The sequence below is a fragment of the Burkholderia latens genome, assembly GCF_902499045.1.
Classification (GTDB): Bacteria; Pseudomonadota; Gammaproteobacteria; order Burkholderiales; family Burkholderiaceae; genus Burkholderia; species Burkholderia latens.
Window position 1 is genome coordinate 55,516 of record NZ_CABVPL010000039.1, and the last position, 14,271, is coordinate 69,786.

At 67.2% G+C, this 14,271-nt stretch carries 15 protein-coding genes; 10 read left to right on the forward strand and 5 right to left on the reverse strand.

All coding sequences use genetic code 11. The features are described from left to right. Positions 1–234: 234 nt before the first annotated feature. Positions 235–2,358, reverse strand: coding sequence for a TonB-dependent siderophore receptor (locus BSE24067_RS23040; protein ID WP_151068427.1), 2,124 nt, complete (start codon positions 2,356–2,358; stop codon positions 235–237). 228 nt (positions 2,359–2,586) lie between these two features. On the opposite strand from BSE24067_RS23040, the gene BSE24067_RS23045 reads away from it, so the two are divergent. After that, positions 2,587–3,819 (forward strand): PepSY-associated TM helix domain-containing protein, encoded by a 1,233-nt coding sequence (locus BSE24067_RS23045; protein WP_151068426.1) that lies wholly within the window; start codon positions 2,587–2,589, stop codon positions 3,817–3,819. Positions 3,820–4,152: 333 nt separating this feature from the next. Here the strand turns inward: BSE24067_RS23045 and BSE24067_RS23050 are convergent, their stop codons facing one another. Next, complete coding sequence (locus tag BSE24067_RS23050; protein ID WP_151068425.1) at positions 4,153–4,755, reverse strand: DNA-3-methyladenine glycosylase I; 603 nt, start codon at positions 4,753–4,755, stop codon at positions 4,153–4,155. A 142-nt stretch (positions 4,756–4,897) separates the two neighbouring features. On the opposite strand from BSE24067_RS23050, the gene BSE24067_RS23055 reads away from it, so the two are divergent. Both BSE24067_RS23055 and BSE24067_RS23060 read left to right on the forward strand, forming a co-directional pair. Further along, complete coding sequence (locus BSE24067_RS23055) at positions 4,898–5,779, forward strand: glucosamine kinase nucleotide-binding domain-containing protein (protein WP_151068424.1); 882 nt, start codon at positions 4,898–4,900, stop codon at positions 5,777–5,779. A gap of 102 nt (positions 5,780–5,881) precedes the next feature. Next, positions 5,882–6,715, forward strand: a complete 834-nt coding sequence (locus BSE24067_RS23060) for a Cof-type HAD-IIB family hydrolase (RefSeq protein WP_151068423.1) — start codon at positions 5,882–5,884, stop codon at positions 6,713–6,715. A 115-nt stretch (positions 6,716–6,830) separates the two neighbouring features. Here the strand turns inward: BSE24067_RS23060 and aqpZ are convergent, their stop codons facing one another. After that, a complete protein-coding gene (aqpZ, locus tag BSE24067_RS23065; protein WP_151068422.1) occupies positions 6,831–7,571 on the reverse strand; it encodes an aquaporin Z in 741 nt (246 codons plus the stop codon). A gap of 299 nt (positions 7,572–7,870) precedes the next feature. On the opposite strand from aqpZ, the gene BSE24067_RS23070 reads away from it, so the two are divergent. Further along, on the forward strand, positions 7,871–8,167 hold the full coding sequence (locus BSE24067_RS23070) for an H-NS histone family protein (RefSeq protein WP_151068421.1): 297 nt from the start codon (positions 7,871–7,873) through the stop codon (positions 8,165–8,167). A gap of 103 nt (positions 8,168–8,270) precedes the next feature. Here the strand turns inward: BSE24067_RS23070 and BSE24067_RS23075 are convergent, their stop codons facing one another. Together BSE24067_RS23075 and BSE24067_RS23080 are read right to left on the reverse strand one after the other, a co-directional pair. Further along, positions 8,271–9,335 (reverse strand): glycosyltransferase family 4 protein, encoded by a 1,065-nt coding sequence (locus tag BSE24067_RS23075; protein ID WP_151068420.1) that lies wholly within the window; start codon positions 9,333–9,335, stop codon positions 8,271–8,273. A 227-nt stretch (positions 9,336–9,562) separates the two neighbouring features. Next, complete coding sequence (locus BSE24067_RS23080) at positions 9,563–9,949, reverse strand: hypothetical protein (protein WP_151068419.1); 387 nt, start codon at positions 9,947–9,949, stop codon at positions 9,563–9,565. Between the two features lie 49 nt (positions 9,950–9,998). Here BSE24067_RS23080 and flhD point away from each other — a divergent pair, with 49 nt between their 5' ends. The 6 genes from flhD to BSE24067_RS23110 all read left to right on the forward strand — a co-directional run. Further along, positions 9,999–10,319: a flagellar transcriptional regulator FlhD gene (gene flhD, locus BSE24067_RS23085; protein WP_014895554.1), complete on the forward strand. Its 321-nt coding sequence runs from the start codon at positions 9,999–10,001 to the stop codon at positions 10,317–10,319. Positions 10,320–10,417: 98 nt separating this feature from the next. Then, positions 10,418–10,972 (forward strand): flagellar transcriptional regulator FlhC, encoded by a 555-nt coding sequence (flhC, locus tag BSE24067_RS23090; RefSeq protein ID WP_151068418.1) that lies wholly within the window; start codon positions 10,418–10,420, stop codon positions 10,970–10,972. Between the two features lie 184 nt (positions 10,973–11,156). Then, entirely contained in the window at positions 11,157–12,017 is an 861-nt protein-coding gene (motA, locus tag BSE24067_RS23095) for a flagellar motor stator protein MotA (RefSeq protein ID WP_151068753.1), read from the forward strand. A gap of 13 nt (positions 12,018–12,030) precedes the next feature. Then, positions 12,031–13,050 carry a flagellar motor protein MotB gene (gene motB, locus BSE24067_RS23100; protein WP_151068752.1) on the forward strand — a complete coding sequence of 340 codons (1,020 nt, stop codon included), beginning with the start codon at positions 12,031–12,033 and terminating at the stop codon, positions 13,048–13,050. 24 nt (positions 13,051–13,074) lie between these two features. After that, positions 13,075–13,452: a response regulator gene (locus BSE24067_RS23105; RefSeq protein WP_151068751.1), complete on the forward strand. Its 378-nt coding sequence runs from the start codon at positions 13,075–13,077 to the stop codon at positions 13,450–13,452. Positions 13,453–13,485: 33 nt separating this feature from the next. Beyond that, positions 13,486–14,271 (forward strand): Hpt domain-containing protein (locus tag BSE24067_RS23110; RefSeq protein ID WP_174904864.1); only part of this gene is annotated, 786 nt, incomplete at its 3' end.

Consider the following 14,271-nt stretch of genomic DNA (forward strand, 5'->3'; position numbering starts at 1 on the left):
GGTTCGCCGCGAAACGGCGGAGTGTGCTTCGAAAGAAGCCGCTCCGCCGTTTTGCTTTTCCGGCATCGGAAAACGGCTTTCGGCGTTGGCGTGCGGGCGTCGGGCGTCGGGCGTCGGGCGTCGGGCAGATGGCGCGCGGGGCGCGCGTGCAGGCGCGGGCGGTGCCGCCGCTGGCGGCGCCGCGGCCGGATTGGCTCGGCGCCGGCTGCTTCAGGCCGATCGCGCCCGGTTCGCTCAGAAGTCGATCTTCGCGCTCAGGCTCACCGTGCGCGGATCGCCCGGCTTCACATAGTCCGCGTACTGATATTCCCAGTAGCGGCGGTTCAGCACGTTGTCGATCGATGCGCGCAGCGTCACGTCGTGGCGCCCGACTCGCGTCAGGTAGCGCGCGCCGGCATTGACGACCAGGAAGCCCGGCGCGTCGAGGCCGCCGGCCGCGCGCAGCGGCGTCGCGCCGGTGAATTTCGCGTCGACGCCGAGCGTCAGCCCCGGTACGCCCGGCACCGCATAGCCGAGGTCGCCCGCGAGCACGAAGCGCGGTGCGCCCGCGACGCGGTTGCCGTTGTTGCCGGTCCCTTTCGCGTACCACGCGTCCAGCACCATCGCGTCGAAGCCGGCGTTCCAGCGTGCGCCGAGTTTCGCGTGCGCACCGAACTCGATCCCCTGGACCACCGATTCACCGTCCTGCACGTAGACGTTCGCGGCATTCGCATATTCGGCGCTGCGTTCGATGCGGAACAGCGCGGCCGTCGCGCTCCAGCGCGCGTGCTCGCTCTTGATCCCCAGTTCGTACTGCTTGCTGCGCAGCGGCTTGAGCACCTGGCCCGCATTCGCGTAGACGTCGTTCACGCGGCTGCCGGGCTCGAGCGATTCGGCATAGCTCGCGTACACGGTCGTGGCCGGGGCGGGCTTGAACATCACGGCGAACGTCGGCGTCACGACGCCGTTCTGGCTGTAGCCGGGATCTTCGGCGCCGCTCGGTTCGAACGCGCGCTGCGCGTAATTCATGTAGCGCACGCCGGCGAGCACCGACCAGCGCTGGGTCAGCTGCACGGTGTCGCTCGCGAACAGCGACTTCTGCACGATCTCGCTCGTGCGGTACTGGACGAAGCCGTGCGGGCTGTCGTAGCGGTACGGGTTCGGCGCGTAGAGGTTGCCGGTGCCGAGCGGCACGAACACGCTGTTCGCCGAATAGTCGTTGGCCTGCTTCTGCCACGACGCGCCGAGCACGATCCGGTGACTGAACGGGCCCGTGCGCACGGTGCCTTCGACCATTGCGCGCCATTGGCTGAAGCGATGATCCTCCATCCCGACGTAGCGGCTGTCCGAATAGTTGCCGGCCGGGTCCGCCAGCGTCAGCGTGCTCTCGTTGCGGCGGCGCGTCGCCTTGCTGTAGCTGTACGCGACGTCGAGCAGCCAGTCCGGCGCAAGCTGGTACTGCAACCCGGCCGTGTAGAGCTGCAGGTTCGTGTTCAGGTACTGGTCCTTGCCGCCGAGGTTCGTCGTGCCGCCGCTGACCGTCGCCGGCAGCGCGCCGCTCGGGTAGCTGCCGGTGAAGATCGACGGCGTCTGGCCGGTCGTGCGACGATCCTGGTACAGCGCGCCGAACGTCACGGAAAGGTCGCGCGTCAGATTTGCCTGCAGCGCGAGCGACACCGCATCGCGGCGGATGTTGCCGTCGTTGTAGGTCTTGCCTTCCTCATGGGTCGCGTTCAGCCGCGCGCCGAACATGCCGTTCGGCCCGAAGCGCTGGCCGAAGTCTACGTGCTCGGTCCAGACGTTCGTGCTGCGATAGCCGACGTCGACACTTCGCACCGGCTCCGTTCCCGGCTGCTTCGTCACGTAGTTGACTACGCCGCCGGGCGTCACGAAGCCGTACAGGAAACCGCCGAGCCCCTTCAGCAGTTCGACGCGCTCGAGCTGCTCGTACGGCATCGTGATCCCGTACGTGACGAACGGCAGTCCGTCGATCTTGTAGCCGTTCTGCCAGTCGAGCTGCATGCCGCGCACGGTCATGTAGCTCGCCCATGCGCTGTACGCGCCGCTGTTGTCGGACACCGACGCGTCGTTCGCGAACACGTCGCCGAGCTTGTACGGCTGGCGCGCCTCGAGTTCCTCCGACGTGACGATGGTCGTCGAGAACGGCGTGTCGAGCTGGCGCCGCGCGCCGAGCGCGCCGGCCGAGATGTCGTCGGTCAGGTGCTGCGGCGAATCGCGCGCGGCCGTGATGTTCAGGGCCGGCAGCGTGGCGGCGTCGCCCGGTGAATCGTCGGCATGCGCGAGCGATGCGGCGAAGCAGGCGAGGGCCGCGGCGAGACGGCGCGGGCGTACGGGACGGCGGGCGATGCGGACGGTCATGGCGATGGATTAAAAATGCGAGTAAGAATCATTCGCATTGCGTTAAAATGCCGCGCATCGTATCAAAACCCGCGGAACACGCAACAATTCCATGCCGCATACATGGACTTCCGCCCGTGCGTCGCCACGGCGGTCGGCTGTCGCGCGGCACAGACCTTCCATGACCTGCATCCCGTCCATTCGCGGCCGCCGTGCGCGCCGGGCCGCCTTCTCAGCGCGGAGCGCGCGATGAATGCGCTGTTGCGACCGCTGCTCGTCCGTCTGCATCGCTGGTTCGGGCTTGCCATCGCGTTGTTCCTGTTCGTCGCGGGGCTGACCGGCGCGCTGATCGCGTGGGACCACGAGCTCGATGCCGCGCTAAATCCGGGTTTCTACGTCGCGCACGGCGACGGCGCACCGATGCCGCCGCTCGACCTCGCGGCGCGTATCGAGGCCGCCGACCCGCGCGTGCAAGTGACCTACCTGCCGCTCGCGATCGAGCCTGGACACACGCTGCAGGTAGGCGTGATGCCGCGCACCGATGCGTCGGGCCACACGCCCGTGCTCGATTTCAATCAGATCGCCGTCGACCCCGCGACGGGCGCCGTGCAGGCGCGTCGCGAATGGGGTGCGCTATCGATCGCGCGGCTCGACCTGATGCCGTTCATCTACCGGCTGCACTACTCGTTGTTCCTGCCGGTGTATGGCGGGGTCAACTTCGGCTTCTGGGTGATGGGCGTGGTCGGCATCGTGTGGGCGATCGACTGCGTGGTCGCGCTCGCGCTCGCGTTTCCGAATCCGAAAAGCTGGCGCAAGTCGTTCGCGTTCCGCGTGCGGCGCGGCGGTTATCCGCTCGTGTTCGACCTGCATCGCTCGGGCGGCGTCTGGGTGTGGGGGCTCCTGCTCGTCGTTGCGGTTACATCGATCTCGATGAACCTCGCCGTGCCGGTCGTGCGGCCGCTGGTGTCGCTGGTTTCGCCGCTGGCCGAGACGCCGTACACGAATCCCGAGCATTTCCCGCCGGCGCCGCCGAGCAGCCGGGTGCTGCCGCGCGAGCGGATCGTCGCGCTCGCCCGCTCGGCCGGACGCGAGGCCGGGATTGCCGCACCGCCCGGCGCGCTGCTGTTCGCGCCGGCGATGAACGTCTATGCGGTCGGGTTCTTCACGCCTGGCAACGATCACGGCGACGTCGGGCTCGGCAACGCGTGGCTCTACTGGGATGCGGTGACGGGCAAACGTGTCGCCGCGCAGGTGCCGGGCCGCGGGTCGGCCGGCGACATCTTCATGCAGGCGCAGTTTCCGCTGCACTCCGGGCGGATCGCCGGCGTCGCGGGTCGCATCGCGGTGAGCGCACTCGGCGTCGTCATCGCAATGCTCAGCGTGACGGGCATCTGCATCTGGGTGAAGAAGCGCAGTGCCCGCGTGCGGGCGGCGCGCGGCGTGCGGGCGGCGCCGGTGGCGCCGTCACGCGGGACGAACTGATGCGAAGTCGGTTGATGTGCCGACGCAGACGTATGGAGTGCGGGAGCGGATGTGGGGAGGCGCTCCGGCCGCCAGCCGTAGCCGCCACGCCCCCCGTGGCCCCTGGGCCCAAGCCCGAAGCCGAAGCCGAAGCCGAAGCCGAAGCCGAAGCCGAAGCCCGAAGCCCGAAGCCCGAAGCCCGAAGCCCGAAGCCCGAAGCCCGAAGCCCGAAGCCCGAAGCCCGAAGCCCGAGGCGCCCGGCGCTGCGGCATGGGCGCGTGATGTCGCGAGGTCACGATGTCGGAGGATACGCACGCCCCCAGCCGCGCTCGCCGCCCCGCGGGCCAGTCGCCGTCAACCCGTCTTCCGCTTCCGTGCCGTCTGTTTGCCGCCGAGTGCCGCGCATTTCGCGTGACACGGGCAGCCGGCCTCGTGGTCGTTGACCATCCCGGTTGCCTGCATCAGCGCGTAGCAGATCGTCGAGCCGACGAACTTGCAGCCGTAACCCTTCAGCGCCTTGCTGAGCGCGTCCGACTGGGCGGTCGACGCGGGTGCGTCGCGGTACGATGCCCACGCGTTCTGGATCGGCGTGTGATCGACAAACGACCACAGGAACTCCGCGAGCGACCCGTGATCCTCACGAATGCGCTGCACGGCCCGTGCATTGGTCACCGCGGATTCGACCTTCGCGCGATTGCGCACGATGCCGGGATTCTCGAGCAGCTTCTCGATGCGCTTCGGCGTGAAGCGTGCGACCGCGTCGACATCGAAGTCGGCGAATGCCTCGCGATAGCCGGTGCGCTTGTTCAGGATCGTCGACCACGACAGCCCCGCCTGCGCGCCTTCCAGGATCAGCATTTCGAACAGGTGACGATCGTCATGCGACGGCACGCCCCATTCGGTATCGTGATAGTGAGCATCCGCTTCCGTCTTGACCCAGTTGCACCGCTGCGACATCGTCAGCCTCGTTCCAGTGTCGATTTCGATCGTGCCAGCATAACGGAACGCCCTGTCGCGGGGTAGCTGGCCGAACGGCAGATGGGCGCGCGGCGCCGATCCGGTTAAGCTTGGCGCCTGTTCGAATCAGCAGGATCAACGCATGACGGCATTACTTTTTGCGATCGGCATCGACGGCGGCGGCACCGGTACCCGCGCGGTGCTGGCAGACCGGCACGGGCGCGAGCTCGCGCAGGGGCGTGGCGGCCCGTCGGGGCTCGGTCTTGGCATCGAGCGCGCGTGGGCGTCGATCGGCGCGGCGTGTGCCGACGCATTCACGCGGGCCGGGCTCGCGTTCGACTGGTCGCAATGCGCGCTCGGCTGCGGGCTCGCGGGCGTCAACAATGCCGCGTGGCTCGCCGCGTTCCGCGCGCAGGCGCCACTCGGCGCGCTCGCGATCGAAAGCGACGCGTATACGACCGTCGTGGGCGCGCACGGCGGCGCGCCGGGGCTCATCGTCGCGCTCGGCACCGGCAGCATCGCGGCCGCGCTCGACGCTGCGGGAGACTGCCGCATCGCCGGCGGCTTCGGCTTCCCGTCCGGTGACGAGGCGAGCGGCGCGTGGCTCGGCATGCGCGCGCTGGCGTATGCGCAGCAGGCACTGGACGGCCGCGTGCCGCGCGACGCGCTGGCCGACGCGCTGCTCGCGGAAACCGGCGCGAACGATCGCGACGCGCTCGTCCAATGGTCGTGTGACGCCAACCAGACGATCTACGCGCGCCTCGCGCCGATCCTGATCGCGCACCGCGGCCACCCGTATGCGGCCGCGCTGATCGCGCAAGCCGGTGACGAGATCGGCAAGATGATCGACGCGCTCGATCCGCACCGGGTGCTGCCGGTCGCGCTGTGCGGCGGCCTGGCCGACGCGCTTGCGCCGTCCGTGCCGGCCCGCCACGCGGCCCGGTTGCGCGCGCCGCTCGACGATTCCGCGCATGGCGCGCTGCGGCTCGCGCTGCGGGCGTTGGCGGCGGCTGAAGCAGGCTGACGGGTGGAAGTTGGACGGGTGCCCCAGCCGCCCGACGCGCGTGCGGCCGCGACGGTAAAATGGCATTCCCGCAGCATCCTGCGCGCCAATCCCCCCGCGTCCATGTACAAAGTCATCGCCACCGATCTCGACGGCACCCTGCTGAACAGCGACCACCAACTCGATCCGTACACGATCGAGACCGTCCGCCGGCTCGACCGCGACGGCGTGCAGTTCGTGATCGCGACGGGGCGCCACTACGCGGACGTCGCCGGGATCCGCGACGTGCTGGGCATCCGGCCGTACCTGATCACGTCGAACGGCGCGCGCGTGCATGCGCCGGACGATACGGCGATCCATGCGCAGGACATCGATCCCAGGATCGTTCGCGGCCTCGTGCAGCCGGGCGTGACGGGCGCGCACGGGCGCGTGATCGTCAATCTGTTTACCGACCGCGGCTGGCTGATCGACCGCGAAGCGCCGCACCTGCTCGCATTCCACCAGGATTCCGGCTTCCGGTACGAGGTGATCGACATGGCCGCGCACGACGGCGCCGACATCGCGAAGGTGCTGTACATCGGCGAGCCGGCGGATCTGGCGGTGGTCGCCGAGCAGATGCGCGTGCAATTCGGCGATGCGTTGTACGTCACGTACTCGCTGCCCGACTGCCTCGAAGTGATGACCGCGAACGTGTCGAAGGGCCGTGCGCTGCGCGCTGTGCTCGCGCGACTGGGCGTGGACGCCGGCCACTGCGTCGCGTTCGGCGACAACATGAACGATATCGACCTGCTCGAAACGGCCGGCCATGCATTCATGATGAACAACGCGAATCCCGACCTGATCGCGCAATTGCCGCATATCCCGCGGATCGGCAACAACTTCGACGCGGGCGTTGCCCGTCACCTGCGCACGCTGTTCGCGCTGGAGGACACGCTCGACGGCGTGGCCGCGTCCTGAGTGTCCTGAGCGGACATGAAAAACGGGCGCCAGCGGCGCCCGTTCAAATTGCCTGCCTCGATGTTGTTCGACAGCGTGAGGCTCGCTGCTCTGCTCGCGCGACCCCGTAACGTTTTTATTCGATGGTGCGAGCGGAGGCGGGCAGCACGCCGACGGCATCGTCGCGCCCTGCGATCAGCGGGTAGACGACCCCGGCAATCGCTGCGCCGATGATCGGCGCGATCCAGAACAGCCACAGCTGGCCGATCGCGTCGCCGCCGACGAACAGCGCGGGGCCGGTCGAGCGGGCCGGGTTCACCGACGTGTTCGTGACCGGAATCGAGATCAGGTGGATCAGCGTCAGGCACAGGCCGATCGCGATCGGCGCGAAGCCGGCCGGCGCGCGCTTGTCGGTGGCGCCGAGAATCACGAACAGGAAGAAGCCCGTCATCACGACTTCGCAGATGAACGCCGCGCCGAGCGAGTAGTGGCCGGGCGAACGCTCGCCGAAGCCGTTGGTCGCGAAACCGCTGCCGACGACGTCGAAGCCCGGCTTGCCGGTCGCGATCAGGTACAGCACGAACGCGCCGAGCGTCGCGCCGACGACCTGCGCGACGATGTACGGCGCGAGATCGCGTGCGGGAAAGCGGCCGGCGACGGTCAGGCCCACACTCACAGCCGGATTCAAATGGCAACCCGAAATGTGGCCGATCGCGAATGCCATCGTCAGCACGGTCAGGCCGAATGCGAGTGCGACGCCGGCAAACCCGATGCCGAGGCCCGGAAAGGCGGCGGCCAGCACGGCGCTTCCGCACCCGCCGAGCACCAGCCAGAACGTGCCGAATACCTCTGCAGCCAGACGCTGAGAAAGATTCATGTAGGGACCTCGTTCAAGTCGGTTGAAGACACCGTGCGGCCGGCTGATTTAATCCGACGCCCGGAATTGGTCTGGATTATAGGAAATGAATCGGGTTCGGGAGGGTCAACGATTGTTAAATTTGAATGACCGAGGAATGGCCTTTATTAGAATAAGCCCGCATTCTCGATATAGCGGAACGGGTTAAAAATGACGGCATTAATTTCGAAGAGCAGGGCGGCAGTGCTGATGACGTAACGGGGTGTTGGCGTTCCGGCAAACTTGCCGGAGCCGTATCATGGAAAAGAGGGAGTCGAAAAATGTCTCAATACGCGAAACTCAAGGCGCAGATCGCCGATCTGCAGGCTCAGGCGGACGACGTGCGCCGCCAGGAAGTCGCGGCGGTGATCGCCGACGTCCAGCGGATGATTGCCGAATATGGGCTGACGGCCCAGGATCTGGGCTTTGCGGAGCGCGCGCGGCGCGGTCGTCCGCCGAAAAAGACGCCGCTGCCGCCGAAATACCGCGACCCGAAGTCGGGTGCGACCTGGAGCGGCCGCGGCAAGCCGCCGAATTGGATCGTCGGGAAAAATCGCGATCGTTTCCTGATCGCATGACCGCACAAAAGAAAGAGCCGCATCGACGATGCGGCTCTTTGGTTTTTTCGCGCCGTTTTCGGCGCGGATTTTCCCGGCTATTTGCTGACGAATTTCGTCGGCGTCAGCCGCCGGCGACTTGACGCAGCGTCGGTCGTTTCGCCGCCGCGCAAAGCGTTTCGTAAGTTTCGACATAGCGCCGCGCCATCGCCTTCGCGCTGAAACGCGTGTCGAAGCGCGCGCGGATCGCGTCGCGCGACAGGCTGTCGATCCGGTGCAGCGCGCCGACCGCGCCCTGCACGTCCTCGACGATGAAGCCCGTCACGCCGTCCTCGATCACTTCCGGCACCGAGCCGCGATTGAACGCGACGACCGGCGTGCCGCACGCCATCGCCTCGATCATCACCAAGCCGAACGGCTCCGGCCAGTCGATCGGGAACAGCAGCGCCTTAGCGCCCGACAGGAACGCCGGCTTCTGCGCCTCGTTGATCTCGCCGATGAATTCGACGTGCGCCTCGCCGAGCAGCGGCTCGATCACTTCCTTGAAGTAGTCGGCGTCGGCCTTGTCGACCTTCGCGGCGATCTTCAGCGGCAGCCCGCTTTGCGCGGCGATCCGGATCGCGGTGTCGACACGCTTTTCCGGGCAGATCCGGCCGAGGAACGCCAGATATTCGGGCTTCACGTCCGGTTGCGGCGTGAGCAGCGTGTCGGGCAGCCCGTGATAGACGGTGCCCGCCCACGCGGCCTGCGGCAGCGGCTTGCGCTGCGAATTCGAGATCGACACGACCGGCGCGTGCGGGAACGCGTCGAACACCGGCTGGAGCTCGGGCAGGTCGAGGCGGCCGTGCAGCGTCGTCACGTAGGGCGTGTCGAGCCGCGACATCAGCGGGAACGGCAGGTAGTCGAGATGAAAGTGCAGCACGTCGAATTCGTGCGCGACTCGGGCGACCTGTTCGATCAGGCGCATATGGGGCGCCATCGAGTCGCGGATCGACGGGTCGAGCCGCAATGCGCGCGGCCACGCCGCCTCCAGGCGGGCGGACGTGACGGAATCGCCGCTCGCGAACAGCGTCACGTCGTGGCCGAGTTCGACGAGCGCCTCGGTCAGGTAGGACACGACACGCTCGGTGCCGCCGTAAAGCTTCGGCGGGACGGCTTCGTAAAGCGGCGCGATCTGGGCAATACGCATGGGCGTTCTCCAGTGTCGGCCAGCGCGGGCGCTCGAGTGCGCATGCTGGCCGGTGCAGGTTGCGGAACTCGCCGACGCACGCTTTCTGCGGTACGTGGCCGGGCCCTTCGCGAGATGCTCGGGTGCCGGAAGGCAAGCTGCGGGGCGGGCCGGCGGGGCTGACGCCGCCGCCCATTGGAGTCCATTATCGATATCGCCTTCAGGGGTTCGAGTGTTTTTTCAAAGACTTAAGGCTTGTTACACGATGAAATACGCGAAAACCCCGATAAAAAGGGCGCGCAAACATGAAGCGAGATGCCCGCAACTATTGTTGCGCTATTGTGAAAAACCACTATAATTTTTACCGATTCGATCTCCGGCAGCTTTGCCGGACGGTCTTTCGCCGGATTCGTCCCATGTGGCACCACATTGCATACGGATTCGCGCCCCACTTGTCCTGCCGTTTGCCGCGTTTCAATGCGCGTTGTCGGAAAAATTCCTACACGGTTTACAGACAAATCCTGCATGGCATACGCCACTTCGCTGATACCGGCATAAATCCCGTTTGGCCAAAATTCGCCCTGTAAGACTGATAAACGTGCCGACGCGGCGCCACCAAGCGCCTGATCGAGCAAACGTTTTCATAACATGAAAGGCCAAAGCAAAGCTCTTAACGGGGGAATCATGAGCGCCACCAGCGAAATGCTCAGTGAGATCAAAGAGGTGAACCTGTCGTACCTCCTCCTCGCGCAGCGCCTGCTGCGGGAAGACAAAGCGATGGGCATGTTCCGGATGGGCGTGTCCCAGGAACTGGCCGACGTGCTCGCGAACCTCACGCTCGCCCAGACCGTGAAGCTCGCCGCGTCGAACCAGATGCTGTGCCGTTTTCGCTTCGACGATCACGCGCTGCTGTCGTCGCTCGCCGACAAAGGCCGCAGCGACGTCGTCACGCACGCGCACTCGGCCATCCTGATGGCCGGCCAGCCGGTCGAAAGCGTCCGCTGATCCTTTCCCGCCGTTGCGTTCTCGTCCCGGCGCACCCGCGCCGGCGGGCGGCGTTGCGGCCATTCATCCGAACAACGTCAAGCGGACGATTTTTCACCATGGCAAGCAAAAGCGTCGTGATCGAGGTGAAGGAAATCACCCTCGCGATCGAACTGATCGAACTGGGCGCCCGGCTGCAGCTGCTCGAGGCGGAGACGAACCTGTCGCGCGACCGCCTGATCAAGCTGTACAAGGAACTGAAGGGCGTGTCGCCGCCGAAGGGGATGCTGCCGTTCTCGACCGACTGGTTCATGACGTGGCAGCCGAACATCCATTCGTCGCTGTTCTACAACATCTACCGGTTCATGCAGGACCACGGCCGCTGCGAGCCGATCCAGTCGATCGTGAAGGCGTACCGGCTGTACCTGGAGCACGTGAACCTGTCCGGCGACGAAGCCGCGCTGAGCCTCACGCGCGCATGGACGCTGGTGCGCTTCTTCGACTCGGGGATGCTGCAGATGACCCCGTGCACGCGCTGCGGCGGCCACTTCGTCGCGCACGCGCATGATCCACATCAAGGTTTCGTGTGCGGCCTCTGTCAGCCGCCGTCGCGCGCGGGCAAGACCCGCAAGGCCGCCGCGGCGCGCGCGGAGCTGGCTGCCGCCGTGGCCTGAGCGCCGGGCCGGGCGGGGCGCGGGCCGGCATCGGGGCGGCGGCCGTACGCCGCGCGCGAACCGGCCGCCGCTTGCTGGTAAACACCGCCGTGCCGCCGCGGCGCGGCCGCGAAAGTTTTCCTGCCGACTGCCGTAAACCTGATTAACGGCGGTCTCCCCGCCGGTCATTCGTGAGGGACAGGCAGTGCTGATTATCGTGGGAACACTCGTGACGCTCTTGTCCGTCTTCGGCGGTTACGCGCTGGCAGGCGGGCATCTGGGCGCATTGGTCCAGCCGCTCGAGATCCTGATGATCGTCGGCGCAGGCGTCGGCGCGTTCATCCTCGGCAACGGCATGAAGACCATCAAGGCGACGCTGCGCGTGCTGCCGACGCTCTTCAAGGGCTCGAAGTACACGAAGGACGTCTATATGGAGCTGATGGCGCTCCTGTACGTGCTGCTCGCGAAGGCGCGCAAGGAAGGCACGCTGACGCTCGAGGCCGACATCGACGATCCGGACAAGAGCCCGATCTTCACCCAATACCCGAAGATCCTCGCCGATCGCCACATCGTCGAATTCCTGACCGACTACCTGCGGCTGATGGTGGGCGGCAACATGAACGCGTTCGAGATCGAGAGCCTGATGGACGAGGAGATCGAGACGCACCACACGGAAGGCGAAGGCCCGGCGCACGCGCTGATGCGCGTCGGCGACGCGATGCCCGCGTTCGGGATCGTCGCGGCCGTGATGGGCGTGGTGCACACGATGGCGTCGGCCGACAAGCCGCCCGCGGTGCTCGGCGCGATGATCGCGCAGGCGCTGGTCGGCACGTTCCTCGGGATCCTGCTGTCGTACGGGCTGATCGGGCCGCTCGCGAGCCTTGCCGAGCAGCGCGTCGCCGAGTCGACCAAGATGTTCCAGTGCATCAAGGTGACGATCCTCGCGAGCCTGAACGGCTACGCGCCGGCGATCGCGGTCGAGTTCGGCCGCAAGGTGCTGTTCTCGACCGAGCGCCCGTCGTTCACGGAGCTCGAAGAGCACGTGCGCCGCGTGAAGACGAAGTGACGCGGAGCGCGCGATGAGCAAGAGCAAGGATCACGCGATCGTCGTCAAACGGGTGGCCCCGCAGAAGAAGGGCCACCACGGCGGCGCATGGAAGCTCGCGTATGCGGACTTCATGACCGCGATGATGGCGTTCTTCCTGCTGATGTGGCTGCTGAGCTCGGTCACGCCGGTGCAGCTGAAGGGGATCGCCGAATACTTCAACACGCCGCTGAAGGCCGCGCTGTTCGGCAGCGGCGATCGCAGCTCGCAGGACTCCAGCATCATCAACGGCGGCGGCCGCGACCTGTCGAGCGCCGACGCCGGCACGCTGCGCCGCACCGACGGCTCGACCAACCTCGCCGATCGCGTCGCGAAGGCCGGCGACGACAGGACGCGCTCGCAGGCGCAGGGCGCACAGGACCGCCTCGAGCAGGCGCGCCTGCACGACCTGCAGATCAAGCTGATGGCGGCGATCGAGGCGAACCCGACGCTGCGCCAGTTCAAGCAGCAGATCCGGATCGATTCGACGCTGATGGGTTTGCGCATCGAGATCGTCGATTCGCAGAAGCGGCCGATGTTCGCGATGTCGAGCGACCACGTCGAGCCGTACATGCGCGACATCCTGCGCGAGATTGGCAAGACGCTGAACGACGTGCCGAACCGGATCATCGTCCAGGGCCACACCGACGCGGTGCCGTACGCGGGCGGCGAGGGCGGCTACAGCAACTGGGAGCTGTCGGCCGACCGCGCGAACGCGTCGCGCCGCGAGCTGATCGCGGGCGGCATGGACGAGTCGAAGGTGCTGCGCGTGCTCGGGCTCGCGTCGACGCAGAACCTGAACAAGGCCGATCCGCTCGATCCGGAAAACCGCCGGATCAGCGTGATCGTGCTGAACCGCAAATCCGAAGAGGCGCTGATGCGCGACGACGCGACGACCACGACGCTGTCGGCCGACGCCGCGGGCTCGAAGCAGCTGGCGCAGCAGCTCGGCGGTGCGGCGCCGGCCGCGCGACCGGCGCTCGAGAGCGCCGTCGGCGTCGCGCCGAAACCCTGACGTTTCCAAGATTCCGAGACAGACATGATCCGAACCATTCTCGCCATCGACGATTCCGCGACCATGCGGGCACTGCTGCAGGCGACGCTTGCGCAGGCCGGCTACGACGTGACCGTGGCGCCGGACGGCGAAGCGGGCTTCGACATGGCGGCCACCGTGCCGTACGACCTGGTGCTGACGGACCAGAACATGCCGCGCAAGAACGGGCTCGAGGTGATCGCCGCGCTGCGCCAGCTCACCGCGTATGCGGACACGCCGATCCTCGTGCTGACGACCGAAGGCAGCGACGCCTTCAAGGACGCCGCGCGCGACGCGGGCGCGACCGGCTGGATCGAAAAGCCGATCGACCCGGCGGTGCTGATCGACCTGGTCGCGACGCTGTCCGAGCAGACCGCCTCCTGACATGAACGCGACGAATCCAACCGGTGACCGGGCATGACTCTCGACATCACGCAGTTCTACCAGACCTTTTTCGACGAAGCGGACGAGCTCCTCGCGCAGATGGAGCAGCTGCTGCTGAACCTCGACGTCGGTTCGCCCGACCCCGAGGACCTCGCCGCGATCTTCCGCGCCGCGCACTCGATCAAGGGCGGCGCGGCGACGTTCGGCTTTTCCGCGCTGACCGAAACGACCCACATCCTCGAATCGCTGCTCGACCGCGCGCGCAACCATGAGCTGACGCTGACCAAGGAAATGGTCGACGCGTTCCTCGAGACCAAGGACGTGCTGTCCGACCAGCTGGTCGACTACCGCGCGAGCGCGGAACCGGATGCGGCAGCGGCCGCGGCGATCTGCGCGAAGCTCGAACGGCTGAAGGCCGAGAGCGGCGGCGGCGCGCCCGCGGACGCACCGCCTGCCGCGCCTGCGGCCGGCACCGGCGGCGCGCCCGATCACGTGGTCGAACAGGCCGTCGCGGCCGCGCATCCGGCGGCCGATGCCGACGCCGGCGCGGACGGCCCGCACCTGAAGATCACGCTGCTCGGCGTCGATGCGAAGGACCAGGCGCTGCTGACCGAGGAACTCGGCAATCTCGGCCGGATCGTCGGCCGCGACGAAGCGGGCGCGGATCTGACGCTGTGGCTCGAATCCGAGGTGCCGTCCGACGACATCATCGCCGTGTGCTGCTTCGTGATCGACGACAGTCAGATCCGCATCGGACGCGGCGCAGCGCCGGCCGCCCCGGCGGCGCCTGCTGCCCCGCCGCCCGCCGCGGAACCGGCC

What these genes read in the sequence shown, in the direction of transcription:
- BSE24067_RS23070 (WP_151068421.1), top strand. Translation starts at nt 7,871, where the DNA reads ATGTCTCAATACGCGAAACTCAAGGCGCAGATCGCCGATCTGCAGGCT.
- BSE24067_RS23105 (WP_151068751.1), top strand. Translation starts at nt 13,075, where the DNA reads ATGATCCGAACCATTCTCGCCATCGACGATTCCGCGACCATGCGGGCA.
- BSE24067_RS23075 (WP_151068420.1), bottom strand. Translation starts at nt 9,335, where the DNA reads ATGCGTATTGCCCAGATCGCGCCGCTTTACGAAGCCGTCCCGCCGAAG.
- BSE24067_RS23055 (WP_151068424.1), top strand. Translation starts at nt 4,898, where the DNA reads ATGACGGCATTACTTTTTGCGATCGGCATCGACGGCGGCGGCACCGGT.
- BSE24067_RS23045 (WP_151068426.1), top strand. Translation starts at nt 2,587, where the DNA reads ATGAATGCGCTGTTGCGACCGCTGCTCGTCCGTCTGCATCGCTGGTTC.
- BSE24067_RS23040 (WP_151068427.1), bottom strand. Translation starts at nt 2,358, where the DNA reads ATGACCGTCCGCATCGCCCGCCGTCCCGTACGCCCGCGCCGTCTCGCC.
- BSE24067_RS23060 (WP_151068423.1), top strand. Translation starts at nt 5,882, where the DNA reads ATGTACAAAGTCATCGCCACCGATCTCGACGGCACCCTGCTGAACAGC.
- BSE24067_RS23050 (WP_151068425.1), bottom strand. Translation starts at nt 4,755, where the DNA reads ATGTCGCAGCGGTGCAACTGGGTCAAGACGGAAGCGGATGCTCACTAT.
- motB (WP_151068752.1), top strand. Translation starts at nt 12,031, where the DNA reads ATGAGCAAGAGCAAGGATCACGCGATCGTCGTCAAACGGGTGGCCCCG.
- flhC (WP_151068418.1), top strand. Translation starts at nt 10,418, where the DNA reads ATGGCAAGCAAAAGCGTCGTGATCGAGGTGAAGGAAATCACCCTCGCG.
- aqpZ (WP_151068422.1), bottom strand. Translation starts at nt 7,571, where the DNA reads ATGAATCTTTCTCAGCGTCTGGCTGCAGAGGTATTCGGCACGTTCTGG.
- flhD (WP_014895554.1), top strand. Translation starts at nt 9,999, where the DNA reads ATGAGCGCCACCAGCGAAATGCTCAGTGAGATCAAAGAGGTGAACCTG.